Genomic DNA, 23,096 nt, shown 5'->3' with positions numbered 1-23,096 from the left:
GGCCCCCTACATCCGGAAGACGCCGAAGTTCGACGTCCCCTCGATCGGTCCACTGGCGATGGCGGACAGACACATTCCCAACACCGTCCGGGTGTCGCGGGGGTCGATCACCCCGTCGTCGTAGAGCCGGCCGGACAGGAACATGGGCAGCGATTCGGCCTCGATCTGGGCTTCGACCGCGGCCTTCAGTGCGGCGTCGGCGGCCTCGTCGACCTGCTGCCCGCGGGCTTCGGCGGCGGCGCGGGACACGATCGAGAGCACCCCGGCCAGTTGGGTGCCACCCATCACCGCGGATTTCGAACTCGGCCAGGCGAACAGGAAACGTGGATCGTAGGCTCGTCCGCACATCCCGTAGTGCCCGGCGCCGTAGGAGGCGCCGATCAGCAGCGAGATGTGCGGCACCGTCGAGTTGGAGACGGCATTGATCATCATCGATCCGTGTTTGATCATCCCGCCCTCCTCGTAGGCCTTGCCGACCATGTAGCCGGTGGTGTTGTGCAGGAACAACAATGGCGTGTTCGCCCGGTTGGCCAACTGGATGAACTGGGTGGCCTTCTGCGACTCCTCGCTGAACAGCACACCGCGGGCGTTGGCCAGGATGCCGACCGGGTAGCCGTACAGGGCGGCCCAACCGGTGACCAACGATGAGCCGTAGAGCGGTTTGAACTCGTCGAAATCCGACCCGTCCACGATGCGGGCGATGACGTCACGCGGGTCGAACGGGATGCGCAGGTCGGCGCCGACGATACCGAGCAGTTCCTCGGCGTCGAACAGTGGTTCGGTGACCGCGACCGGTTGCGGACCCTGTTTGCGCCAGTTCAGCCGGGCGACGATCCGACGCCCGATGCGGATGGCGTCCAACTCGTCGTTGGCCAGATAGTCGCCCAGACCGGAAGTGCGAGCGTGCATCTCGGCACCGCCGAGGGATTCGTCATCGGATTCCTCGCCGGTGGCCATCTTCACCAGCGGTGGACCGGCCAGGAACACCTTGGACCGTTCCTTGATCATCACGACGTGATCGGACATGCCGGGCACATACGCGCCGCCGGCGGTGGAGTTGCCGAAGACCAAGGCGACGGTCGGGATGCCGGCGGCCGACAGTCGGGTCAGGTCGCGGAACATCCGCCCGCCCGGTATGAAGATCTCCTTCTGGGTGGGCAGGTCGGCGCCACCGGACTCGACCAGCGAGATGACCGGTAGCCGGTTCTCCATCGCGATCTGGTTGGCGCGCAGGATCTTCTTGAGCGTCCACGGGTTGCTGGTGCCGCCCTTGACCGTCGGGTCGTTGGCGACGATCAGACATTCGACACCCTCGACCGCCCCGATGCCGGTCACCACGCTGGCGCCGACGGTGAAGTCGCTGCCCCAGGCGGCCAGTGGGCTCAGTTCCAGGAAGGGGGAGTCCGGGTCCACCAGCAGTTCGACCCGTTCGCGGGCGGTCAGCTTGCCGCGGGCGTGGTGGCGCTGCACGTATTTGGTGCCACCGCCGGCCAGGGCGCGGTCATGTTCGGCGGCCAGTTCGGTGAGCTTGACCGTCATGGCGTCGGCAGCCTCGGTGTAGGCCCCCGACCGCGGGTCGAGGGTGGACTTCAGGGTGGTCATGACTGGTACCCGAGCGTTTTGGCGGCCAACGCGGTGAGGATCTCGGTGGTGCCGCCTCCGATACCGAGGATGCGCATATCCCGGTACTGCCGTTCGACCTCGGTGCCGGTCATGTAGCCCATGCCGCCGAACAGTTGGACGGCCGCATCGGCCACCCATTCGCCCGCCTCGACGGCGGTGTTCTTGGCGAAGCAGACCTCGGTGATCAGATTCTGATCCCCGGCGAGCTGGCGTTCCACGATGCGCTGCGTGTAGACCCGGGCGACATCGATGCGGCGGGCCATGTCCGCCAACGTGTTCTGCACCGACTGCCTGCTGATCAGCGGTCGGCCGAAGGTCTCCCGGTCGCGGCACCACTGCGCGGTGAGGTCGAGACAGCGCTGCGCGCTCGAGTACGCCTGCACCGCCAGTCCGACGCGTTCGGCGACGAACGCGTCGGCGATCTGCAGGAAGCCGGAGTTCTCCGAGCCGATCAGGTTGCCCGCGGGCACCCGCACATCGGTGAACGCGAGTTCAGCGGTATCGCTTGAGCGCCAACCCATCTTGTCCAGCTTGCGCACCACCTCGAACCCTTCGCTGGGTTTGTCGATGACGATCAGGGAGACCCCGGCGGCCCCGGGTCCGCCGGTGCGTACCGCGGTCACCACGTAGTCGGCACGCACCCCGGAGGTGATGTAGGTCTTGGCGCCGTTGACCACGTACTCGTCACCCTCGCGGACCGCACGGGTGGTCAGGTGCCCGACATCGGACCCGCCGCCCGGTTCGGTGATCGCCAACGCGCCGATCAGTTCTCCGGCCAGGGTGGGCCGCACATAGGTGTCGATCAGGCGTTGATCGCCGGAAGCGATCATGTGCGGCACCGAGATCCCGCAGGTGAACAACGAGGCGAACACCCCGCCCGGGACACCGGCCTGGTGCAGTTCCTCGCAGATGATCACCGCGTCGGCGCCGTCGCCGCCGCCCCCGCCGACCGACTCCGGGTACGGGGCGCCCAGCAGTCCGGCATCCCCGGCGCTGCGATGCAATTCGCGGGGTAGCTCGCCGGTGCGTTCCCACTCGTCGGCGTGCGGCAGGATCTCGCGGTCGGCGAACGCGCGGACCGTCTTGCGCAGTTCCTCGCGCTCGGGTGCATGCCAAATAGGTGTCACAAGCTTGTCCTCATCGCTCGGCTCTCTTGCTCCGGTCCTCGCTCGTGCCTCGCATCACAACAGCCTTTCCGGAATGTCGACGTGACGGGATCGCAGCCATTCGCCGAGTCCCTTTGCCTGCGGGTCGAAGCGGGCCTGATACGCCACCCCGCGGCCGAGGATGTCCTCGATGACGAAGTTGACGGCTCGCAGCTGGGGTAGCAGGTGCCGGGTCACCGGCAGGTCGGCGGTCTCGGGAAGCAGGTCGCGCAGCGCGTCGACGGTCAGAGTGTGTGCCAGCCAGGACCATTCGTCATCGGTCCGGACCCAGACGCCGACGTTGGCGGACCCGCCCTTGTCGCCACTGCGGGCCCCGGCGATGCGCCCGAGCGGGGCCCGCACGGTCGGGCCGGCCGGAAGCGGTTCGGGCAGCACGGGTTCCGCGACGGGGGCCAGTTCCAGCGTGTCGGTGGCCGGCTCGATGGCGACGCGGGTGCCGTCGGCGTGCACCGCCACATGCGGTACCAGGGTGGCGTCGACGTGCCCGGGGGTGAACACCCCGTAGATCTGACCATCACCCGGTGGTGCCGTCGAGGTGAAGCCGGGATAGCTGGCCAGTGCGAGTTCGACTGCAGCGGAGGAGAACTGACGGCCCACGACGCTCGCGTCGAGATCGCGGACGACGCAGTGCAACAGCGCGCTGGCGGTCTCCTCGGTATCGGCGTCGGGATGATCGGTGCGGGCCAGTGTCCACACCAGCTCGGCGGGTCGCACTTTTAGCGAGCCCTCCAACTGCTCGCGCAGCAGATCGGCCTTGGCATCGATGTCCAGCCCGGTCAGCACAAAGGTGGTCGCATTACGGAAGCCGCCGATGCTGTTCAGTGACACCTTCAGCGTCGGCGGCGGGGCCTCCCCGCGGACACCGGACACCCGCACCCGGTCCGGCCCGTCCTGACTGAGCGTCACCGAGTCCATCCGCAGCGTGACGTCCGGATTGGTGTAGCGGGCACCGGTGATCTCATAGAGCAGCTGTGCGGTGACAGTGCCGGTGCTGACCAGTCCGCCGGTGCCGGCGTGCTTGGTGACGACCGAGGAACCGTCGGCCGAGATCTCGGCGATCGGGAAGCCCGGGTTGCGCAGGTCCGCGATCTCGGTGAAAAACGAGTAGTTGCCCCCGGTGGCCTGGGTACCGCATTCGATGATGTGTCCGGCGGCGACGGCCCCGGCCAAACAGTCATGGTCGGTGCGGGTCCAGCCGAAGTGGGCTGCGGCCGGGCCGACGACCACCGAGGCGTCGGTCACCCGGCCGGTGACCACCACGTCGGCCCCGGAGTTCAGGCAGTCGACGATGCCCCAGGCGCCCAGGTAAGCATTGGCCGCCAGCATCGAGCCGAAGCCGAGCTCGTCGGCCCGGGTGACCAGGTCGTCGCCCTCGACGTGCGCGACGTTGACCGCCAGTCCCAACCGGTCGGCCAGTGCCCGGACCGCGGTGGCCAGCCCGGCGGGGTTGAGTCCGCCGGCGTTGGTCACGATCTTCACGCCCCGGTCGAGCGCGAGGCCCAGGGTGTCGTCGAGCTGGCGCAGGAAGGTCTTGGCGTATCCCAGCTCGGCGTTGCGGGCGCGGTCGCGGGCCAGGATCAGCATGGTCAGCTCGGCCAGATAGTCACCGGTCAGATAGTCCAGGTCACCGCCGGCGAGCATCTCGCGCATGGCGGACAGGCGGTCTCCGTAGAACCCCGAGCAGTTGCCGATCCGCACTGCAGCCAACGCCACTCGCACTCCCATCGCCCTCCGACCAACCGGTAGGTAGGTTAGTCGGTACCGACGGTACCGCGTCAAGGGGGTCAGGCTCGATTGGTCGGTATCCCAGTCTTGCGTAGCGGCCGTCGAGGTTCGGCGGTTTGGAGGCATCCGGCGGTGCGGGCTATCCTTTAGTGCAAATTGCCGTCGCTGTTGTATGCGCGGCGGAAACCCCGCAAGAGGAGATCCCGATCATGGCTGTGCCCAAGCGCCGGATGTCGCGCTCGAACACCCGTAGCCGCCGCGCGCAGTGGAAGACCGAGGCCACCGGCCTGGTCAACGTCACCGTCGCCGGTGCCCAGCACAAGGTGCCGCGTCGCCTGCTCAAGGCCGCTCGCCTGGGCCTGGTCGACCTCGACCGCAAGTAGGACGGCGCGCCTCTCAGGTCGCTCTCAGATGGAGGGGCGACACTGTGGCTGTGCGCATTCTTGTCGTTGACGACGATCGCGCGGTGCGCGAATCCCTGCGCCGGTCGCTCTCCTTCAACGGATACTCCGTCGATCTCGCTCAGGACGGGGTCGAGGCCCTCGAGGCGATTTCCAGCGATCGGCCGGACGCCCTGGTTCTCGACGTCATGATGCCGAGGCTCGACGGCCTCGAGGTCTGCCGGCATCTCCGCAGCACCGGCGACGATCTGCCCATTCTGGTTCTCACCGCGCGCGACTCGGTGTCCGAGCGTGTCGCCGGTCTGGACGCCGGTGCCGATGATTATCTGCCCAAGCCGTTCGCACTCGAGGAACTGCTCGCCCGGATGCGGGCGCTGCTGCGCCGACGGGCCGCGCCCGAGGAAGCAGCCGAGAACCGGGCGCTCACCTTCTCGGATCTGAGCCTGGACCCGGTCACCCGGGAGGTCACCCGAGGGGAGCGGCCGATCAGCCTGACCCGCACCGAGTTCTCGCTGCTGGAGATGCTGATCGCCAATCCGCGCCGGGTGCTGACCCGTAGTCGCATCCTCGAAGAGGTGTGGGGCTTCGACTTCCCCACCTCGGGCAATGCGCTCGAGGTCTACGTCGGCTACCTGCGCCGCAAGACCGAGGCCGAGGGTGAACCCCGGCTGATCCACACCGTGCGCGGCGTCGGTTACGTGCTGCGTGAAACTCCGCCGTGAGGCTGCGGCTGCGCCGACGCGAGACCGAGGGCACCCAGCGCCGCTACACCCGCGAAGTCAGTGCCGTGTCGCTGCGCTGGCGGGTGATGCTGCTGGCCATGTCGATGGTCGCAATGGTCGTCGTGTTGATGGCCGTCGCGGTCTACGCCGTCGTGTCACGCTCGGTGTACGACGATATCGACACCCAGCTGCACAGCCGGGCCCAGCTGCTGATCGAGAGCGGGTCGCTGGCGGCCGATCCGGGCAAGGCCATCGAGGGCACGGCCTATTCGGATGTCAACGCCATGCTGGTCAGCCCGGGCCGCTATATCTACACCGCCAACCAGCAGGGCCAGACGCTGCCGCTCGGAGCGCCCGAGAAGGCGGTCGTGCAGGGTGATCTGCTGATGTCGCTGCGCACCGCCAACAACCAGCGGGTGTTGGCGGTGCATCTGGCCGACGGCAACTCGCTGCTGATCTCCAAGAGCCTGGCGCCCACCCTGGCGCTGCTCAACCGGCTGGGCACGGTGCTCGCGATCGTCGGCGCCTCGGGCATGGCGGTGGCCGCGATCTCCGGTGGCATGGTCGCCCGGGCCGGCCTGCGACCGGTGGCCAGGCTGACCCGGGCCGCCGAGCGGGTGGCCCGCACCGACGATCTGCGTCCGATCCCGGTGGTCGGCACCGACGAACTGGCCCGCCTCACCGACTCGTTCAACATGATGCTGCGCGCGCTGGCCGAATCCCGGGAGCGGCAGGCCCGGCTGGTCACCGACGCGGGCCACGAGTTGCGTACACCGCTGACCTCGCTGCGCACCAACGTCGAGTTGTTGATGGCCGCGATGGCTCCCGGCGCGCCGCGGCTACCCGACGGCGAGATGGCCGAACTGCAGGCCGATGTGATCGCCCAGATCGAGGAATTGTCCACCCTGGTGGGCGATTTGGTGGATCTGACCCGTGACGATGCCGGTGTCATGATCCGGGAGAAGGTCGACCTGCCCGATGTGGTGGACCGGGCGCTGGAACGAGTTCGGCGTCGCCGCAACGACCTTGAGTTCGACGTGCAGATGATCGACTGGCAGGTCGACGGTGATGCTGCCGGTCTGTCGCGGGCCGTCATGAACATCTTGGACAACGCCGCCAAGTGGAGCCCGCCCGATGCCCGGGTGCTGGTGCGGCTGTGGCAGCGCGATGCCCTGCATGCCGAGCTGGCGATCACCGATTCCGGGCCGGGCATCCCGGCCCCGGAACGCGAGCTGGTCTTCGAACGGTTCTACCGGTCGACCTCGGCGCGCGCCATGCCCGGATCGGGGCTGGGGCTGGCCATCGTCAAACAGGTCGTCCTCAAACACGGTGGGACGCTTCAGGTGGAGGACGCGGTGCCGGGTGGGGATCCGCCAGGTACCTCGATCCGGGTGGTGTTGCCGGGTCGCCGGGTGCTGCCCGAGAGCGGTACGGCCACCGCGCCGATCCCGACACGCGGGGAGTAATCGTTGGACGGCGTGCCGCTCAGCGCCGACAATTGACGACGTCGACAGACAAAACTGTGGGGAATTCTTGGGGAATTCATGGGGAGCCACCGGCTATTTCTCTAAGTGGATTCTCAGCCCGATTCGGCACTGTGGGTCCGTCCGATGCGTTGTACGTAGTGACTGAACCGCCAATAGAAGCCAATAGAAAGAGCGCCGACACCTATGACGAACCACCCGAGGTACACCCCGCCTCCGTCCCAACCGGGTAACGGCCCGGGCGGGTACGAGCACGGCTACGAGGGGCGGTCGACGGGTTACACCGGTGGTTACTCGCAGCAGCAGCCCTACGACTGGCGCTACGCCCGGCAGCCGCAGCCCAATCCGACCCAGCAGCAGCCCCGGCCGCAGTACGACCCGTACCGGCCGTCGCAGACCCCGCAGCAGTCGCAGAAGCGTTCGCGGGCAGGTGTTTTGGTGGCGGGCGCGGTCGCCATCGCGGTGGTGTCGGCCGGTATCGGCGGCGGTGTCGCGGTGCTGGCGACCCCCGATCAGCCGTCCACCAGCTTCTCCAGCGGCGGTGCCACGCCGGGGATGCCGGCGGCCAGTGTGCCCGCAGGCACCGTCGAGCAGGTGGCGGCCAAGGTGGTGCCCAGCGTCGTGAAGCTGGAGACCAACATGGGCCGGGCGTCGGAGGAGGGGTCGGGCATCATCCTGTCCAGCGACGGGCTGATCCTCACCAACAACCACGTGGTGGCCGCCGGTGACGCACCGGGTGGCCGGCCGCAGACCAAGGTGACCTTCGCCGACGGTCGCACCGCGCCGTTCACGGTGGTCGGGACCGATCCCAGCAGTGATATTGCCGTCGTCCGCGCCGAAGGCGTCTCCGATCTGACCCCGATCGCGCTCGGATCCTCCGCGGACCTGCGGGTCGGCCAGGATGTCGTCGCGATCGGCTCGCCGCTGGGCCTGGAGGGCACCGTCACCGTGGGCATCGTCAGCGCGCTGAACCGGCCGGTGGCCGCCGGCGGCGACAGCCGCAACCAGAACACCGTGCTGGACGCCATCCAGACCGACGCCGCGATCAACCCCGGTAACTCCGGTGGTGCATTGGTCAACATGAACGGTGAGCTGGTGGGCGTGAACTCGGCCATCGCGACCCTGGGCGGGTCGTCGGCCGAATCGCAGAGCGGTTCGATCGGGCTGGGCTTCGCCATCCCGGTCGACCAGGCCAAGCGGATCGCCGACGAACTGGTGCAGAGCGGCACCGCCTCGCATGCCTCGCTGGGTGTGCAGGTGGGCAATGACGCCTCGGTCGACGGCGCCAAGATCGTCGAGGTCACCGAGGGCGGTGCGGCCGCCGCGGCCGGCCTGCCCAGCGGTGTGGTGGTCACCAAGGTCGACGGCCGGGTGATCAACAGTGCCGATGCCCTGGTGGCCGCGGTGCGCTCGAAGGCGCCCGGCACCAAGGTCACCTTGACCTTCGACGGTCCCGGCGGCTCGCAGACCATGGATGTGACGTTGGGCAAGGCCGCGCAGTGAACGGCGAACTGGAACTCGACCCCGCGACCGTGACCGAACTGGCGGCCACCTTGACTGCCTCGTTGTCATCAGGCGGATATACGGTGGGCGGCATGGAACAACCAGGGGAGTTGGTCGGCCGCGCGCTCGTCGTCGTCGTCGACGATCGGACAGCGCACGGCGACGAAGAAGACCACAGCGGACCGTTGGTCACCGAGCTACTGGGGGAGAGCGGCTTCCTGGTCGACGGGGTGGTGGTGGTTTCGGCCGACGAGGTGGAAATCCGCAACGCGCTCAACACCGCGGTGATCGGCGGAGTGGATCTGGTGATCTCGGTCGGCGGCACCGGGGTGAGCCCCCGCGATGTCACACCCGAGGCGACCGTCGAACTGCTCGACCGCGAGCTGCTGGGTATCTCCGAGGCGTTGCGTGCCTCCGGTCTGTCGGCCGGCATCGTCGATGCCGGGGTGTCCCGCGGGCTCGCCGGTATCTCGGGCAGCACGCTGGTGGTCAACATCGCGGGCTCGCGGGCGGCGGTGCGTGACGGCATGGCCACCCTCGGTCCGCTCGCGGTCCAGGTGATCGGCCAGCTGTCCCGGCTGGACATCTGACCCCTTCGTGGATGGTCTCGGAATGACAATCATGCAGGTCCGCGCACCCTTTTCGGGGTCCGCAGGTTACGTCCAGGTGAACGGACTTCTCCCGCTTGTTGTGATGTTCGTCACATGCGAGTGCCGACTGTGACCGAGCCCCGGCGGCCTTCGCGAGATGTAGTTAACGCGGTCTTCGGAGAGGAACTTCCGAGTACCACCCGTGACGAGCGCGACAGCGATCATCGTGAGGAAAATTCGGATCGGGACCACTGGCTGCGCGACAACGTGCCGCCACACCACGGCTGAGCTGTGATTTCCCTTCGAACGGCTGGAATCGTCCTGATTCCAGCCGTTCTTCGTATCTGCCCATGCGTGCGGGGCAAATAGCGACGCGCTATCTTGATCCGCTGCTCAGGCGGCCCCGGTTCCTACCGTCGGGTTCGTGCAGCAAACAACTGTGGGGGGTCCGGCCGCGTCAGTCGATCGGGCGGCTCGCGTTGCCGGGTGGATGCCGCACCGTTATGTTGCTCCTGTCAACGATGAGCAAACCGTAAGAACTAAATGTGGAGTTTCTAATTCCGGTCACATGAAGATCTTGCGGGGTGTGAAACTTCGGTCAGGGCCGGGGTGGCACATCAAAAACACGGTGGACAACAACCGTCGGCACAGCTTAGGGAGAACATGAAGACAATCAGTCGGGTGTTTCTCGCGATGATCGCGGCAATCGCGGCGATGTTCGTGAGCACGGGCACCTCGAACGCAGGTCTGGACAACGAGCTCAGCCTCGTGGATGGCAAGGACCGGACCCTCACCATCCAGCAGTGGGACACCTTCCTGAACGGTGTTTTCCCGCTGGATCGCAACCGTCTGACCCGCGAGTGGTTCCACTCCGGCAAGGCGAAGTACATCGTCTCCGGCCCGGACGCTGAGGACTTCGAGGGCACCCTGGAGCTGGGCTACCAGGTCGGCTTCCCGTGGTCGCTGGGCGTCGGCATCAACTTCAGCTACACCACCCCGAACATCGCGTTCGACGGTCAGGACTACGGCTACGCCGGCCCGCTCGGTGTCGACTTCGACCTGATCCCGGCCATCGTGACCCCGCCGCTGTTCCCCGGTGTCTCGATCAGCGCCGACCTGGGCAACGGCCCGGGTATCCAGGAAGTCGCGACCTTCTCCGCTGAGGTCGGTGGCTCCGAGGGTGCCGTCGCCGTGTCCAACGCTCACGGCACCGTCACCGGTGCTGCCGGCGGTGTGCTGCTGCGTCCCTACGCCCGCCTGATCGCGGCCGAGGGTGACAGCGTCACCACCTACGGTGCGCCCTGGAACATGAACTGACCGTTCGCTCCTAGCTCGACGTTGCTATGTGGTCCGTGCTTCGACAGGCGGGCCACATAGTGACACCGGGCACCCAACCAGAACGGAAGGTTCGATTCATGGCTGCATTCAAGAAGGTCGCGGTTGTCGGCATCGGTACGTTCGCCGGCGCCACGCTGCTGGCGGGCTTCGCTGCCGCCACCGCAAGTGCTGAGGTTCAGGAGTCGGCGCCCGCGCCGTACGTCACCAGCCGTCAGGCCATCCTGATCGACGACAACGCACTGCGCGTCGCCGATTACGGCCAGGCTCGTGGCTTCCTGGACACCCGCTCCGGCGACGCCGGCATCGTCCACGCGCAGGGCGAGGGTGTGCATGTCGACACCGTCAAGGCTGTCCCGGGCACGACCGCGGCTCCGTTCAACCTGGAGTCCAACGGCTCGTTCCAGTTCAGCCCGCCCATCGGCGACTGGTGATCGACGCCTAGCCTCCCCTTTTTTCGACAGCGCACCCGGCCGGGTTTCCCGGCCGGGTGTTCTGCTGTCCGGGCCTGTTCCGAGCGGCGCGACGTTGCACTGCAGACTCGCTCCCGGCGTGTAAGGATCGTTTTCGTGCTGGGCCCGGAAACTGTTGATCGCCAACGGGCTCAATCCGACAGCCGTGACATCAGAAGGGAAGTGCCGAATGTCCAAGCATGCTTTTGGACGTACTCGGAGCTTGAAGAAGCCCACCGCTCTCGCGCTCGGTGCGGGTGCGATGGCCGCCGCTTTCGCGGGCCTGAACGCGGGGACCGCCAACGCCGAAGTCCAAGAGTCCGCACCGGCGCCGTACGTCACCAGCCGGCAGGCCGTCGTCATCGACGAGAACGCGCTGCGCGTCGCCGACTACGGTCAGGCCCGTGGCTTCCTGGACACCCGGTCGGCCGATGCCGGCATCGTGCACGCCCAGGGTGAGGGTGTGCATGTCGACACCGTCAAGGCGGTGCCGGGCACGACCTCGGCGCCGTTCAACCTGGAGTCCAACGGTTCGTTCGTGTTCAGCCCGCCGATCGGCGACTGGTGATCATCACGTAACGCCTCAGTCGTAGCGTAGCGCCCGGCCGGAATCCCCGACCGGGCGTTCTGCTTTGCCAGACGCTCCGGAGAAGCGGCAACTCTGCGACGGTGCGCACGCTACTATTGGGACACCAGGTGTTAACACTGGGAAACAGCTCGGAAAGTGGTGGTCATGGCATTGTCGAAGAAGTTCGCAGCGCTCGGCATCGGTTCGTTCGCCGGAGCGGCCGTCCTTGCAGGTCTGGGTGCGGGGACCGCCGGTGCCGAGGTCCAGGAGTCCGCGCCCGCACCGTATGTGACCAGCCGGCAGGCCCTCGTGGTCGATGACAACGCGCTGCGCGTCGCCGATTACGGCGAGGCCCGCGGCTTCCTTGACACCCGCTCCGCTGATGCGGGCATCGTGCATGCGCAGGGCGAGGGTGTGCACGTCGACACCGTCAAGGCTGTGCCCGGCACCCGGTCTGCACCGTTCAACCTCGACTCGAACGGTGCCTTCGTGTTCAGCCCGCCGATCGGCGACTGGTGATCCGCACCTGAACCTCATACAGAAAACGCCCGGCGGTCACCAGCCGGGCGTTTCTGTGTTCTGCGGTCAGGACTTGGGCACATCCGGGTCGAGGCGCTGCTCGGCCGTCGGCCCGGGGCGCTGAGCCAGCAGATCGCGGATCTCGGTCAGCAGAACCACCTCGGCCTCGACCGTCTCTTCCTTTTCCTTACGGAACTTGCTGAACGGCAGCACGATGATGAAGTAGACGACGGCCGCGATCAGGACGAAGTTGATGGTCGCCGACAGCAGCACGTTCAGGTCGATGGTCTGGTCGCCGCCGATCGGAATGCGCAGGATGCCGTAATCGGAATCTCCGCCGGCGCCGATCCGGTCGATCAGCGGCTGGATGATGCTATCGGTGAACGCCGTGACCAGTGCGGTGAATGCGGTACCGATGACGACCGCGGTGGCCAGATCGATGATGTTCCCGCGCAGCAGGAACTCTTTGAAACCCTTCAACATGCGGGACCCTTCCAGCAGATCGGTGTGTGGGGAAACAGTAACCGAACAGGCCGTCGGGGTGGGGTCAGTGAAATGTGACCGTGATGTGCCCGGTGAGCGCGGCGCCGGCGACGGCGTTCGCGGCCTGGCGGGGCAACACCACCAGGACGACCCGCTGCGTCGCACCGGCCGGTCCGGACGGCTCGGCCGAGACCATGGCCACCACGGCGCGGGTCGCGATCACCTCCGGTGTGGTGTCCAGTCCCTCCCCGGCGGCCAGCACGTCCACCACATCGCCCGGACGGATCAGCTCGACGAGGGCCTCGTCGGCCAACGGGACGGGCACGATCCGGGCGTCCGGTCCGGCCGTCGCCTCGGTCAGCCGGGACCCGAGCAGTCGGACGTCGGTAAGCACTTCCCCGCGGCGGGCCGGCCCGGTCAGGTGGGCGCCCACCACTTGTTCGATATCGGATAACGCGCCATCGGGAACGGTTGCCGCCAAACGGGATTCGAGCGCGACATCGTCCGGTGTGAGCGGCTCGCCGGGGGCCAGGTCCGCGATGGCGACCACGATGTCGGCGCGTTCGGCGGCGGGATCGGGGCGCAGCGCGGCCACTGCAGCCAGGATCACGAGCAGCCCGGCGGCGATGCGCCGGGCCGTAACCGTACGGGTCCAGTCGGGACGAAGTGACGCGCGCAGCCGGCTCAGGGCCGATGGATTCAGTGATTCCCCCACCAGCCAACGCTAGGACGACATCACGCTGCCGGACAGCCCGTTGCGGCGGGCCTGTGGATAACTCAGCTGGAGGCGGCGGCCGGCGTCGAGCTGCTGGTGGTCGAGGAAGACGATGACGAGGAAGACGATGACGAGGCCGCCGTGCTCGACGAACTGGAGGACGAGGAGGACCCCGAGTCCGAGGAGCTGCTGGAGGACGACGAGCTCTCGCCGCTCTTGGAGGTGGAGCTCGAGTCGGTCGACGTCGAGGCACCGCGGCTGTCATTGCGGTAGAAGCCGCTGCCCTTGAACACGACGCCCACCTTGCCGAACAGCTTGCGCAGCCGTCCGTTGCACTTCGGGCAGGCGGTCAGCGAATCGTCACTGAACGCCTGGACCACGTCGAACCGATTGTCACACTCGGTACACGCGTAGGAATAGGTAGGCACGACAACCTCCGAGACAGTCAAACTAATTGGCACTCTACCGGCCCAAGTGCCAGAACCGCTATGTGGGCCCCGTCATTCCCAATCGCACCAGCCCCCGGCCCGGCGTCAGCGCATGCGTCATCGGCACATCGTGGGGTTCGGCGGGCACCTCGTCGAGCAATTCGTCATCGCGGACCACGGCGATCAGGTCGGCGGCCGGGTCGGCCAGTGTCAGTGCCCTGTCGTAGAAGCCGGCACCGCGGCCCAGTCGGGTGCCGTCGCGGGCGACGGCCAGCGCGGGCACCAGCAGCACGCTCGCCTCGGCGATCGCCTCGGATGGTAGCCACGGCGGCGCGGGCTCGCGCAGCCCGAACGGGGCCCCGACCAGCTCGCCGGGCCGGTAGAGCGCCCACTGCATGGGTTGGCCGGTGCGGGCGATCGGCAGCAGGATCCGCACGCCGGTGAGGTTGTCCAGCAGCGGTACCGATTCGCTGTCGGCGCCGGGTTCGGAACCGACGGGTATGTAGGCCCCCACGGTGTGCACATCGACGGTAAGTTCGGATACTTGCGTTTGCAGGGAACGGGTTTCGGTTGCCCGATCCGATGCCGAGAGTGCCCGGCGAGCCGCGAGAATCTTAGTTCTGAGCGCCGGTTTTGTCAGAGTTGCCACGTTTGCGCCGACACCCTTCGCCTGAACCCCCAATGGGCATTACTGTGTCAACGATGACACAGGCACAGGTACCGATCCCGCGGACGGCAGTGGTCCCCGCGGCGGGTCTGGGGACGCGTTTTCTGCCGGCGACCAAGACGGTTCCCAAGGAACTGCTGCCGGTGGTGGACACCCCCGGTATCGAGCTGGTGGCCGCCGAGGCTGCCGAAGCAGGTGGCGAGCGGCTGATCATCATCACCTCCGAGGGCAAGGACGGTGTCGTCGCGCACTTCGTCGAGGACCTCATCCTCGAGGGCACCCTGGAGGCCCGCGGCAAGCACGTCATGTTGGAGAAGGTGCGTCGTGCTCCCGCTCTGATCAAGGTCGAGTCGGTGGTCCAGGCCGAGCCGTTGGGCCTCGGCCACGCCGTCGGCTGCGTCGAGGAGAAGCTGCTGCCCGACGAGGACGCCATCGCGGTCCTGTTGCCCGACGATCTGGTGCTGCCCACCGGGGTGCTGGAGACCATGTCGAAGGTGCGCGCCAAGCGCGGCGGTTCGGTGCTGTGCGCCATCGAGGTGCCCGGCGATGAGATCAGTGCGTACGGCGTCTTCGACGTCGAGGTGGTGCCCGATGCGGCCAACCCGAACGTCCTGAAGGTCAAGGGCATGGTCGAAAAGCCCAAGGCCGAGGATGCGCCGTCGCCGTACGCCGCGGCCGGCCGATACGTGCTCGACCGCGCGATCTTCGACGCGTTGCGCCGCGTCGACCGCGGTGTCGGCGGCGAGATCCAGCTCACCGATGCCATCGCCCTGCTGATCGACGAGGGGCATCCGGTCCACGTCGTGGTGCACCGCGGCTCCCGACACGACTTGGGAAATCCCGGCGGCTACCTCAAGGCTGCGGTTGACTTTGCGCTAGAGCGCGACGACTACGGACCGGAACTCCGGCGCTGGTTGGTCGAGCGATTGGGCCTGGCCGACAACTGACGACGCACGGCGGGTCTTCGAAGAGGAGAAAGGCGTGCGGTGCGTTCGGTTGAGGAGCAGCAGGCTCGAGTAGCGGCCGCTGCGGTGGCGCCGCGGCCGGTCCGGGTGGCGATCGCCGAATCCCAGGGTTTGATGTGCGCGGAGGAAGTCGTCACCGAACGACCGCTGCCCGGGTTCGATCAGGCCGCCATCGACGGCTACGCGGTGCGCAGTGTCGACGTGCTGTCGGTCGGCGGCACCGACGACGAGGGACTGAATCGCGAGGTCAGCCTGCCGGTGGTGGGTGAGATCGAGGCGGGCGCCCGCACTCCGAGCCGGTTGCAGCCGCGACAGGCGGCTCGTGTGCAGACCGGCGCGCCGATGCCGACGTTGGCCGATGCCGTGCTACCGCTGCGCTGGACCGACGGTGGTCAGTCCCGGGTGCGGGTGCTGCGCGGTGTGCGCTCCGGCGCCTATGTGCGGCGCACCGGTGACGATGTGCAGCCCGGTGACGTGGCCGTGCGGGCCGGCACCATCATCGGCGCCGCGCAGGTGGGCCTGCTCGCGGCGGTCGGACGCGACAAGGTGATGGTGCATCCGCGCCCGCGGATGTCGGTGCTGTCGGTGGGTGGCGAGCTGGTCGACGTGTCCCGCACACCGGGCAATGGCCAGGTCTACGACGTGAACTCCTACGCCCTGGCCGCGGCGGGTCGCGATGCCGGCGCCGAGGTCAACCGCGTCGGGATCGTCGACACGGATCCCGCCAAGCTGCGCGAGGTGGTCGAGGGGCAGATCGGCCGCTCGGAGGTCGTCGTGATCGCCGGCGCGGTCGGTGGGGCGGCGGCCGAGTCCGTGCGCACCGTGCTCGCCGAACTCGGCGAGATGGAAGTGGCGCGCATCGCGATGCATCCGGGCTCGGTGCAGGGTTTCGGGCAGCTGGGCCGCGACGGGGTGCCGGTCTTCCTGCTGCCGGCCAACCCGGTCAGCGCGCTGGTGGTGTTCGAGGTGATGGTGCGGCCGCTGATCCGGATGTCGCTGGGCAAGCGGCAACCGCTGCGCCGGGTCATCCAGGCGCGGACGTTGGCCCCGATCACCTCGGTCGCCGGCCGCAAGGGCTACCTGCGCGGTCAGCTGATGCGCGATCAGGACACCGGTGAGTACCTGGTGCAGGCCCTCGGCGGCGCGCCCGGGGCGTCCTCGCATCTGCTGGCCACCCTGGCCGAGGCCAACTGCCTTGTCGTGGTGCCCAGTGAGGCCGAGCAGATCCGTACCGGCGAGGTCGTCGACGTCGCCTTCCTGGCACAACGCGGCTGACCGGCCGTGAGCGACGCTTGCGGAGCGAACCGAGGGCAGGCACGCGGGAGCCGAGCCTGCGAGGCAACCGCGTGAATCGCTGGCGTACCAGTCCGGCGCACCCGGGCTGGCCAGTGCCGGTCGGACCGTTGCGGGTGCCCGCCGGGGTGGTGACGTTGCGCCCGGTGCGGCTGCGTGACGGCTCGCAGTGGAGCCGGCTGCGGTTGGCAGAGCGGGCGCATCTGGAGCCGTGGGAGCCCAGCTCCGAGGTGAGTTGGGAGGCGCGCCATGCACTTTCGTCGTGGCCTGCGGTGTGCTCGGGGCTGCGGGGTGAGGCCCGGCGCGGCCGGATGTTGCCGTGGGTCATCGAACTCGACGGCCAGTTCGCCGGCCAGATCACGATCGGCAATGTCACCCACGGAGCGCTGCGGTCGGCCTGGATCGGCTACTGGGTCACCAAGCAGTCCACCGGCGGCGGGGTGGCGACGGCGGCGCTGGCGTTGGGCTTGGACCATGCGTTCGGACCGGTGATGCTGCACCGGGTGGAGGCCACCGTGCGGCCGGAGAACGTGGCCAGCCGGGCGGTGCTGGCCAAGGTGGGTTTTCGGGAGGAAGGCCTGCTCAAGCGGTATCTCGATGTCGACGGGGGGTGGCGTGATCACCTGCTGGTGGCGATCACCATCGAGGAGGTCGTCGGGTCGGTGGCGGCGGCGCTGGTGCGGACCGGCCGGGCCAGCTGGACCTGACGGTTTTCGGCGAAACTCGCGTACCCGGGGTTCTCGCGGCCGCAAATGCCCCAGAAACGCGTGTTTCGGCCATTCCCAGCGACACGAATTGTTACTTGTGTGACTTATGTGGCTAATGGTGCTTGTATCCGGCGAATTACAGGTGTGTAATTGACCTCGGCGCGCCGCGGACGGATGCGCAGGTCACGGACCTAGCCTGAAGGGGAAAGGAGCAGGCATCATGCCAAGCATCCCCCAATCTCTGTTGTGGATCTCCCTCGTCGTTCTCTGGCTTTTTGTGCTGGTGCCGATGCTGGTGAGCAAGCGCGACAACGTGCGGCGCACCAGCGACGTCGCGTTGGCTACCCGCGTGCTCAATTCGGGACGCAACGCCCGGTTGCGGCGGCCGCGCGCGAGCGCCGGCCATCGCGGTGATCCGGACTGGAAGCCCACCGCCGAGGATGACGCCGAATTCGACGCCGATCTGCAGGCCGAATTCGACGACGAACCGTCCCGCAAGCGTGCCGTGGTGCTCGCCGCCGCGGCCGAGGAGCCCGCCGAGTCGCCGTACCTCGATGTCGATGTCGTCGACGAGGACTCCGGTGCGCTGCCGGTCGGTTCGCTGCACACCGAGACGCCCGAGGCGCCCGAAGACGAAGAGCTGACACTGGATTTCGAGACGCCCGAGGCCGAGCAGCCCGCGGCGCCCGAGGCTGCGCAGGAGTCCACCGAAACCGATGATCTGAGCGACGACGACTACGAGTACGTCGAGGACACCTCGGGCCTGGAGGCCGAGGACGGCCTCGACGACATCGATGGCGAGGAGCCCGAACTCGCCGACTCGAGGGCGTCCGCGCGGCGCAACCGGTACGAATCCAAGACCGCGCAGGCCGTCAGCGCCCGCAAGTACACCTTCCGCAAGCGGATGCTGCTGGCCATGTCCGTGGTGCTGGTGCTCGCCGTGGTGCTGTCGCTGGTGCTGTCGCCGACGATGTGGTGGGCCGCCGGTGCGGCCGGCGCCATCACTGTGCTGTACCTGGCCTACCTGCGACGCCAGACCCGTATCGAGGAGCAGCTGAGGCGTCGTCGCGCGCAGCGCATGATGCGGTCCCGGCTCGGTGTCGAGAACACCGAGGACGGTGATTTCGACGTGGTGCCCTCCCGGCTGCGTCGCCCCGGAGCTGCCGTCCTGGAGATCGACGACGAGGACCCGATCTTCGAGCACCTGGAGTACGCGTCCTACTCGCGGCACTATGACCTGCCGCGCGCGTCGGGTCAGTGACCACCGGTTTCAGTCGGCGCAGGTCTTCCTGGTAGCCTTCTGATCGGTCAAGGGGCTATAGCGCAGTTGGTAGCGCGTCTCGTTCGCATCGAGAAGGTCAGGGGTTCGATTCCCCTTAGCTCCACAGAGTTTGAGCAGTTCAGGGCGTTAGCTGCCCATCAGGTTTTCGAGGCCGTCCGCAGTAGCTTGGATGGCTGCTTCGAGGCGGTCCGCCACTTCATCCAAATCCTCGTCAAGTAGATCTGCGTAGGTATCGAGAGTCATTGACCGCCTTCGCGTGGCCGAGCATCCGCTGGACGGCCTTCACATTGGCGCGCACGCTGACGGCGAGACTTGCTGCCGTGTGGCGTAGGTCGTGAGGCGTGATGGCTGGGAACGTAGTTTTGTTGGTGTGGTCAGGGCGAGGAGTGAACCAGCGACCGTGCCGTGCCGAGTAGTCGCAGGAACCAAGAAATCTTTCCCATTGCATCCGCCCCTGTTTAGTGCACTCAGTAAGTACCCAATAGCGGTAGAGCCGGGTTTCTGGTCGATCCCACAAATCGTCCGCGGGTCGAAGCGGCAAGTCCGCCACGTTGCGTGCCGGAAGCAGTGGCCGTCCGGTAGCGATGGTCATGGAGTCACGCGGACTTGAATGGTCTAGCCGCGCGTTCGTTTGCCCGGCGCACAGGTGTGGATTTTGCAGCTATACGGGGCGTTGAGCAGTGACCGCCAGGTCTGGATTGGTGACCTAGCATCGTCGTCGCTGGACAGGCAGAAGCCGCCCCGGGCAGATGGTTGCTCGCACGAGCTTTGGCGTGTCCATCGCGACGAACGCCGTGTATGTGCGCACCGGGGCGGCTTGCCTGTGACAAGAGTGATGCGATACCTCCTTTCGTCTATGTCGCGCGGCCCGGTTCCGGGGGACTGCGCTGCACCGGCCACACCTCGTGCTGTGGGCGGTGCTTTCTGTGAACCGAGCACTCGGTGGCCCGACCAGCCAACCGGGGCCTGAGGGGGCAGGCGCATCCGGTGGCTGGTGGTGCCGGTGGCTGACACGGGGGGATCAGCCCCTGGGCCGCAGCGCACAGGATGGCGTCGACTTCGGCAAACAACCCGACCACCTCAGGCGCGAGCAGATGATCCGCGGTCTGCTCGGCGGGATGGTCTTCGCGTGCCGGCGCCGCTACCGCGCACGCTGGGCTTGTCGTTGTCAGCATTGCACCGGCCAATCAGGCGTTGATGACCCGCGCAGAATTGAATGCCGAGTCGTGATCACCGCCCTGGTGATCGATGGCGATCTTGCGGGGCTTGGCCTTCTCGGCTACCGGGATGCGAAGCCGTAGCACCCCCGCCCGGTATGCGGCCTGGATGCGTTCGGTGTCGAGATTGTCGCCCAGCACCAGCTGTCGAGAAAACACCCCGCGTTGCCTTTCCGTAGCCAGCATTTCTCGGCCTGCATCGACATCGGGGCGTTGTGCCCGCACGGTCACGACGTTGCGTTCAATGTCGAGATCCAGCGATTGTTCATCGATGCCAGGCAAGTCGAACTCGACCACGAACTCCTCACCCTCGCGCCACGCATCCATCGGCATGACGGCCGGGCGAGCTGCTGTTCCGAGCACCTGCTGGGTGAAGCGGTCCAGATCCCGAAAAGGGTCGCTGCGAACCAACATGGTGGCCACCTCCAACACTCTTAACTCGTTGTTCTGACGGTCAGTAGATCTATGCCAAATGGCATAGTTTTTATATAGCCGGTGTAGAGTGTGTTTCGCAAGTATCCGACAGAAGTTTTTTTCTTCCGACTCCACGAGGGGCGATTGGGCCACCGATGACTGACTCCACCCAGCCGCCCGGTCCGGATTCCGACCGGGCGGTCTATGCGATCTCAGTGGTCGCCGAGCTGTCTGGGGCGCCCATTCAATCCCTGCGGCTATGGGAGCAGCGCGGACTACTCGCACCCCAGCGCACTTCCGGTGGCACCAGGCGCTACAGCGCCGATGATCTGAACCGAATCGCTCGGATCCTCGCGCTGGTGGCGGCAGGGGTGAACATCGCCGGCATCGCGCTCATCCTCGACCTTGAAGACGACAACACCGCATTGCGTGCTCATCAGTCCCACTGAAGTTGATCAAGGGCTTTGCTGTCCGCGTTTGGGTCTCCCATCCAGGTTCGCAATTAACGACGAGGTCGGGTACATCGGGGCTCATCGAGTTGTCGGATGCAGGTCTGGGCTCATTGCGCTCCGGGTACAGATGCGCGGTGGGTGTGTGAAGTGGCTCGGATCGCCCTCGCCATTCCACTGCACCGAAACTCAGATGACGATGTCACCTATTCATGCAACAGACCCGTCGGAAGGAATAAGTGGATTGATTCGATGAAGCCCGAAGTGCAGAAGTGCTCGTAGCAGGCTCCGGCGATGGCTGCATCGTCGTAACAGGAGTTCCAGGCTCGTTCGTCGCCTGTGGCACGATACTGGCCGTGATACTCCGTCAACAGTTGCGAACGGTTGCTGTGAGTCTGAGCGCGCTGCTGGCCTGCGCCGGATGTACAGCAGCGGACGAGCCAACTGATCGGCCTGCGGCGGCTGTCGAGGTTGCCTCCGAGAAGCCGCAGTACACACCGAAATTGCTGTGGCGCAGTGATTTCGACAACCTCGCCGAAACCGGGACGTTTTGGGGTGTCCAGAACCGGTGGGGCGAGGGTGACGGCGAGAAGCAGTACTACACCGACGGCACCGCCAACATGACCGTCAATGACACGGGCGCTCTGGTCATCGAAACCCGGCGGGAACCACCGCCGGACAATCGCGGTGCGCCATACGATTACACCTCGGCGCGTGTGGTGACCCGTGACAAGCAATCCGTACGTCCCCCGGTACGGGTGGTGGGCCGGATGCAGCTGCCCTACACAAAGGGCATCCTGCCGGCGTTTTGGCTACGCGGCCTGGAACCGGGGCACGAGTACGACTGGCCGCGGGCGGGCGAGATCGACATTGTCGAACTCCCCGGAATGGGTCCGGCCTCAGGCAGCGGTCATTGGACCGGAAACATCCATGGCCCCTCGGCAAGCGACAACACCCAGGACGTCAAGCTCGACAGTGTGGGTGCCGATCTCGGTGTGGACCTGTCGGCGGGCTTCCACGACTACGGCATCGACTGGACTCCGGACGCCATCACCTGGACGGTGGACGGCCGTGAGATGGCCACAGTCACTCGTTCCGAGTACGAGGCCAGAGGTGGTGATTGGACTCCGTTCTCCGGAGCGTGGCCCTACTACCTGGTGCTGGACACCGCGGTAGGCAACGCGTGGACCGGCGACCCGGACCGAACATCGGTCTTCCCGCAGCGATTGGTTGTGGACTGGATCAAGGTCTACTCGCTGGTTTGATCAAACGGAGTGCGCAGGGTGACCGGTCGCAGAGATCGACGGTCTGAGACCCACGCCGGCGGAAGTACCTGAACCGCTTCACACCTCAGTCTTGCACGGGCCCCGCGAGACAGACTCGACACGTCGTACACCGGCAGCGCAGGCCTCTACTGTGGCGCGAGGTCAACCGGGAAGCCGCCATCACGCTCAGCGGTGTCGACGACGCCTGAAAGATAACCCCGTGTCGACGTCTGAATTTTGACCCCCTGCGTTCGATGCTCGGTGAACGCACAGTGACCGGTAACCGGGGGACGCGTGCGCCCTGTTCGTGCTCGGTTGGGCCAATTCCCGCCTCCGGCGCGCAGATCGGGCGGTCGCACAATTGGCCTCCGCCCAACACGAATGCACGGCACTCGGCTTCAGTGAGCTATCCGAGCGGGCCCGTCAGGAACTGTGGCTGGCACACGACGGGGATGGCATCGAGCGGTTCACGATGGGCTATGTGCGCTTCTGGCGCGGTGAACTCAATTCAGCCCGTGAAGACATTCTGGCAGTGACGAATTCGGCTGGATCTGGCTATCCGGACATGGCGCGAATGATGCTCACATTCACCATCAGCACCCTGGGGGATATGCAAACTTGGCGGCGGTGACCGCGCGGCCGTCGACCGCATGGCACGCGAGGACAGCCACGGCGTCCCGTGGAGCAGTTATCGGCTGGCCAGCCAGGCCAGACTGGCAGGGGCGCGCAGTGATCGGAACAGCGCGGTGGACGACCTGGCCTCGCAGTTGCTCGGCATCGGATCCACCGGCCAGGTCCTGGCCCTACCACTGGCCGGAGCCGCATCCGATCGCCTGGGCAGAGGCCGCGTGTACATGTGGGGGGCAGCCGGGCTGGCCGCGTTCTGTATCCCATTCTGGATGCTGTTGGAAACCAGAAACTTCTGGCCCATCACCATCGCCATGCTCATCGGGCTCGGCCTGCTGCACAGCCTGATGTACGGCGTCCAACCGGCGTTCTTCGCCGAAACCTTCTCCACCGAAGTCCGCTGATATAGATCGAGTTGGTCCTTCTCAAATGCCTCCGGAGGTGTCAGGAAGGGATCTGTAACTGATTCCTTTTCGGGGTCCGCGTGTTGACGCAC

General features: G+C 66.7%; 25 protein-coding genes, 1 tRNA gene and 1 pseudogene. 18 read left to right on the top strand and 9 right to left on the bottom strand.

All coding sequences use genetic code 11. The annotated features are described in order from the left end of the window. Nucleotides 1–6 precede the first annotated feature (6 nt). The 3 genes from ACLBYA_RS17510 to ACLBYA_RS17500 all read right to left on the bottom strand — a co-directional run bounded on the left by ACLBYA_RS17510 (nt 7) and on the right by ACLBYA_RS17500 (nt 4,487). A complete protein-coding gene (locus ACLBYA_RS17510) occupies nt 7–1,602 on the bottom strand; it encodes an acyl-CoA carboxylase subunit beta (protein WP_447710697.1) in 1,596 nt (531 codons plus the stop codon). Continuing rightward, entirely contained in the window at nt 1,599–2,741 is a 1,143-nt protein-coding gene (locus ACLBYA_RS17505) for an acyl-CoA dehydrogenase family protein (RefSeq protein ID WP_447710891.1), read from the bottom strand. The genes ACLBYA_RS17510 and ACLBYA_RS17505 overlap by 4 nt, the downstream gene beginning before the upstream one ends. 63 nt (nt 2,742–2,804) lie before the next feature. Then, nucleotides 2,805–4,487, bottom strand: a complete 1,683-nt coding sequence (locus ACLBYA_RS17500) for an acyclic terpene utilization AtuA family protein (protein ID WP_447710890.1) — start codon at nt 4,485–4,487, stop codon at nt 2,805–2,807. A 236-nt stretch (nt 4,488–4,723) separates the two neighbouring features. On the opposite strand from ACLBYA_RS17500, the gene rpmF reads away from it, so the two are divergent. The 9 genes from rpmF (at nt 4,724) to ACLBYA_RS17455 (ending at nt 12,088) form a co-directional block, all read left to right on the top strand. Continuing rightward, nucleotides 4,724–4,897, top strand: coding sequence for a 50S ribosomal protein L32 (rpmF, locus tag ACLBYA_RS17495; RefSeq protein WP_447710696.1), 174 nt, complete (start codon nt 4,724–4,726; stop codon nt 4,895–4,897). A 50-nt stretch (nt 4,898–4,947) separates the two neighbouring features. After that, on the top strand, nt 4,948–5,637 hold the full coding sequence (locus ACLBYA_RS17490; RefSeq protein WP_447710695.1) for a response regulator transcription factor: 690 nt from the start codon (nt 4,948–4,950) through the stop codon (nt 5,635–5,637). An 8-nt stretch (nt 5,638–5,645) separates the two neighbouring features. Next, nucleotides 5,646–7,103 carry an ATP-binding protein gene (locus ACLBYA_RS17485; protein ID WP_447710889.1) on the top strand — a complete coding sequence of 486 codons (1,458 nt, stop codon included), beginning with the start codon at nt 5,646–5,648 and terminating at the stop codon, nt 7,101–7,103. 204 nt (nt 7,104–7,307) lie between these two features. Continuing rightward, nucleotides 7,308–8,624 carry a S1C family serine protease gene (locus ACLBYA_RS17480; RefSeq protein WP_447710694.1) on the top strand — a complete coding sequence of 439 codons (1,317 nt, stop codon included), beginning with the start codon at nt 7,308–7,310 and terminating at the stop codon, nt 8,622–8,624. A 92-nt stretch (nt 8,625–8,716) separates the two neighbouring features. Continuing rightward, nucleotides 8,717–9,214, top strand: a complete 498-nt coding sequence (locus ACLBYA_RS17475; RefSeq protein WP_447710693.1) for a MogA/MoaB family molybdenum cofactor biosynthesis protein — start codon at nt 8,717–8,719, stop codon at nt 9,212–9,214. 663 nt (nt 9,215–9,877) lie between these two features. Next, nucleotides 9,878–10,531, top strand: a complete 654-nt coding sequence (locus ACLBYA_RS17470) for an MspA family porin (protein ID WP_447710692.1) — start codon at nt 9,878–9,880, stop codon at nt 10,529–10,531. A 98-nt stretch (nt 10,532–10,629) separates the two neighbouring features. After that, nucleotides 10,630–10,983, top strand: coding sequence for a hypothetical protein (locus ACLBYA_RS17465; RefSeq protein WP_447710691.1), 354 nt, complete (start codon nt 10,630–10,632; stop codon nt 10,981–10,983). A gap of 241 nt (nt 10,984–11,224) precedes the next feature. Beyond that, complete coding sequence (locus ACLBYA_RS17460) at nt 11,225–11,569, top strand: hypothetical protein (protein WP_447710690.1); 345 nt, start codon at nt 11,225–11,227, stop codon at nt 11,567–11,569. Between the two features lie 165 nt (nt 11,570–11,734). Then, nucleotides 11,735–12,088, top strand: coding sequence for a hypothetical protein (locus ACLBYA_RS17455; protein WP_447710689.1), 354 nt, complete (start codon nt 11,735–11,737; stop codon nt 12,086–12,088). A gap of 66 nt (nt 12,089–12,154) precedes the next feature. On the opposite strand, the gene mscL is transcribed toward ACLBYA_RS17455, so the two are convergent. From mscL to ACLBYA_RS17435, 4 genes are all read right to left on the bottom strand, one after another. Then, a complete protein-coding gene (mscL, locus tag ACLBYA_RS17450; protein WP_447710688.1) occupies nt 12,155–12,571 on the bottom strand; it encodes a large-conductance mechanosensitive channel protein MscL in 417 nt (138 codons plus the stop codon). 64 nt (nt 12,572–12,635) lie between these two features. Continuing rightward, nucleotides 12,636–13,286: an SAF domain-containing protein gene (locus ACLBYA_RS17445; RefSeq protein WP_447710687.1), complete on the bottom strand. Its 651-nt coding sequence runs from the start codon at nt 13,284–13,286 to the stop codon at nt 12,636–12,638. 62 nt (nt 13,287–13,348) lie between these two features. Then, entirely contained in the window at nt 13,349–13,714 is a 366-nt protein-coding gene (locus ACLBYA_RS17440; protein WP_447710686.1) for an FmdB family zinc ribbon protein, read from the bottom strand. Nucleotides 13,715–13,772: 58 nt separating this feature from the next. Then, the gene (locus ACLBYA_RS17435) at nt 13,773–14,363 is read right to left on the bottom strand and encodes a 5-formyltetrahydrofolate cyclo-ligase (RefSeq protein WP_447710685.1); all 591 of its coding nucleotides are present in this window, start codon (nt 14,361–14,363) and stop codon (nt 13,773–13,775) included. 53 nt (nt 14,364–14,416) lie between these two features. On the opposite strand from ACLBYA_RS17435, the gene ACLBYA_RS17430 reads away from it, so the two are divergent. The 5 genes from ACLBYA_RS17430 (at nt 14,417) to ACLBYA_RS17410 (ending at nt 18,731) form a co-directional block, all read left to right on the top strand. Then, a complete protein-coding gene (locus ACLBYA_RS17430; RefSeq protein WP_447710684.1) occupies nt 14,417–15,328 on the top strand; it encodes a UTP--glucose-1-phosphate uridylyltransferase in 912 nt (303 codons plus the stop codon). Between the two features lie 39 nt (nt 15,329–15,367). Next, the gene (glp, locus tag ACLBYA_RS17425) at nt 15,368–16,621 is read left to right on the top strand and encodes a molybdotransferase-like divisome protein Glp (RefSeq protein ID WP_447710683.1); all 1,254 of its coding nucleotides are present in this window, start codon (nt 15,368–15,370) and stop codon (nt 16,619–16,621) included. Nucleotides 16,622–16,692: 71 nt separating this feature from the next. Next, nucleotides 16,693–17,346 (top strand): GNAT family N-acetyltransferase, encoded by a 654-nt coding sequence (locus ACLBYA_RS17420; protein ID WP_447710682.1) that lies wholly within the window; start codon nt 16,693–16,695, stop codon nt 17,344–17,346. 220 nt (nt 17,347–17,566) lie between these two features. Continuing rightward, a complete protein-coding gene (sepX, locus tag ACLBYA_RS17415; RefSeq protein WP_447710681.1) occupies nt 17,567–18,607 on the top strand; it encodes a divisome protein SepX/GlpR in 1,041 nt (346 codons plus the stop codon). A 51-nt stretch (nt 18,608–18,658) separates the two neighbouring features. Further along, nucleotides 18,659–18,731, top strand: a tRNA-Ala gene (locus tag ACLBYA_RS17410). A 23-nt stretch (nt 18,732–18,754) separates the two neighbouring features. On the opposite strand, the pseudogene ACLBYA_RS17405 reads toward ACLBYA_RS17410, so the two are convergent. Beyond that, a pseudogene (locus ACLBYA_RS17405) lies at nt 18,755–18,986 on the bottom strand (tyrosine-type recombinase/integrase); the annotation flags it as partial. A gap of 829 nt (nt 18,987–19,815) precedes the next feature. Continuing rightward, a complete protein-coding gene (locus tag ACLBYA_RS17400; protein ID WP_447710888.1) occupies nt 19,816–20,259 on the bottom strand; it encodes an Hsp20/alpha crystallin family protein in 444 nt (147 codons plus the stop codon). Nucleotides 20,260–20,414: 155 nt separating this feature from the next. Here ACLBYA_RS17400 and ACLBYA_RS17395 point away from each other — a divergent pair, with 155 nt between their 5' ends. The 4 genes from ACLBYA_RS17395 (at nt 20,415) to ACLBYA_RS17380 (ending at nt 23,004) form a co-directional block, all read left to right on the top strand. Next, nucleotides 20,415–20,708, top strand: coding sequence for a MerR family transcriptional regulator (locus ACLBYA_RS17395; protein WP_447710680.1), 294 nt, complete (start codon nt 20,415–20,417; stop codon nt 20,706–20,708). 389 nt (nt 20,709–21,097) lie between these two features. Continuing rightward, nucleotides 21,098–21,973: a glycoside hydrolase family 16 protein gene (locus ACLBYA_RS17390; protein ID WP_447710679.1), complete on the top strand. Its 876-nt coding sequence runs from the start codon at nt 21,098–21,100 to the stop codon at nt 21,971–21,973. A 361-nt stretch (nt 21,974–22,334) separates the two neighbouring features. After that, a complete protein-coding gene (locus tag ACLBYA_RS17385) occupies nt 22,335–22,604 on the top strand; it encodes a hypothetical protein (RefSeq protein ID WP_447710678.1) in 270 nt (89 codons plus the stop codon). A gap of 19 nt (nt 22,605–22,623) precedes the next feature. Further along, a complete protein-coding gene (locus ACLBYA_RS17380) occupies nt 22,624–23,004 on the top strand; it encodes an MFS transporter (protein WP_447710677.1) in 381 nt (126 codons plus the stop codon). Nucleotides 23,005–23,096 lie beyond the last annotated feature (92 nt).

The organism is Mycobacterium sp. C31M (genome assembly GCF_053345865.1).
The sequence above is the reverse complement of the archived record's forward strand: the minus strand, read 5'-3'. Positions and strand labels throughout refer to the sequence as shown.

Bases quoted from the DNA above. Each gene is read 5' to 3' on its own strand.
- ACLBYA_RS17510 (WP_447710697.1), bottom strand. From the start codon at position 1,602: ATGACCACCCTGAAGTCCACCCTCGACCCGCGGTCGGGGGCCTACACC.
- rpmF (WP_447710696.1), top strand. From the start codon at position 4,724: ATGGCTGTGCCCAAGCGCCGGATGTCGCGCTCGAACACCCGTAGCCGC.
- ACLBYA_RS17480 (WP_447710694.1), top strand. From the start codon at position 7,308: ATGACGAACCACCCGAGGTACACCCCGCCTCCGTCCCAACCGGGTAAC.
- ACLBYA_RS17475 (WP_447710693.1), top strand. From the start codon at position 8,717: ATGGAACAACCAGGGGAGTTGGTCGGCCGCGCGCTCGTCGTCGTCGTC.
- ACLBYA_RS17470 (WP_447710692.1), top strand. From the start codon at position 9,878: ATGAAGACAATCAGTCGGGTGTTTCTCGCGATGATCGCGGCAATCGCG.
- ACLBYA_RS17465 (WP_447710691.1), top strand. From the start codon at position 10,630: ATGGCTGCATTCAAGAAGGTCGCGGTTGTCGGCATCGGTACGTTCGCC.
- ACLBYA_RS17455 (WP_447710689.1), top strand. From the start codon at position 11,735: ATGGCATTGTCGAAGAAGTTCGCAGCGCTCGGCATCGGTTCGTTCGCC.
- mscL (WP_447710688.1), bottom strand. From the start codon at position 12,571: ATGTTGAAGGGTTTCAAAGAGTTCCTGCTGCGCGGGAACATCATCGAT.
- ACLBYA_RS17430 (WP_447710684.1), top strand. From the start codon at position 14,417: ATGACACAGGCACAGGTACCGATCCCGCGGACGGCAGTGGTCCCCGCG.
- sepX (WP_447710681.1), top strand. From the start codon at position 17,567: ATGCCAAGCATCCCCCAATCTCTGTTGTGGATCTCCCTCGTCGTTCTC.
- ACLBYA_RS17400 (WP_447710888.1), bottom strand. From the start codon at position 20,259: ATGTTGGTTCGCAGCGACCCTTTTCGGGATCTGGACCGCTTCACCCAG.
- ACLBYA_RS17395 (WP_447710680.1), top strand. From the start codon at position 20,415: ATGACTGACTCCACCCAGCCGCCCGGTCCGGATTCCGACCGGGCGGTC.
- ACLBYA_RS17380 (WP_447710677.1), top strand. From the start codon at position 22,624: ATGGCACGCGAGGACAGCCACGGCGTCCCGTGGAGCAGTTATCGGCTG.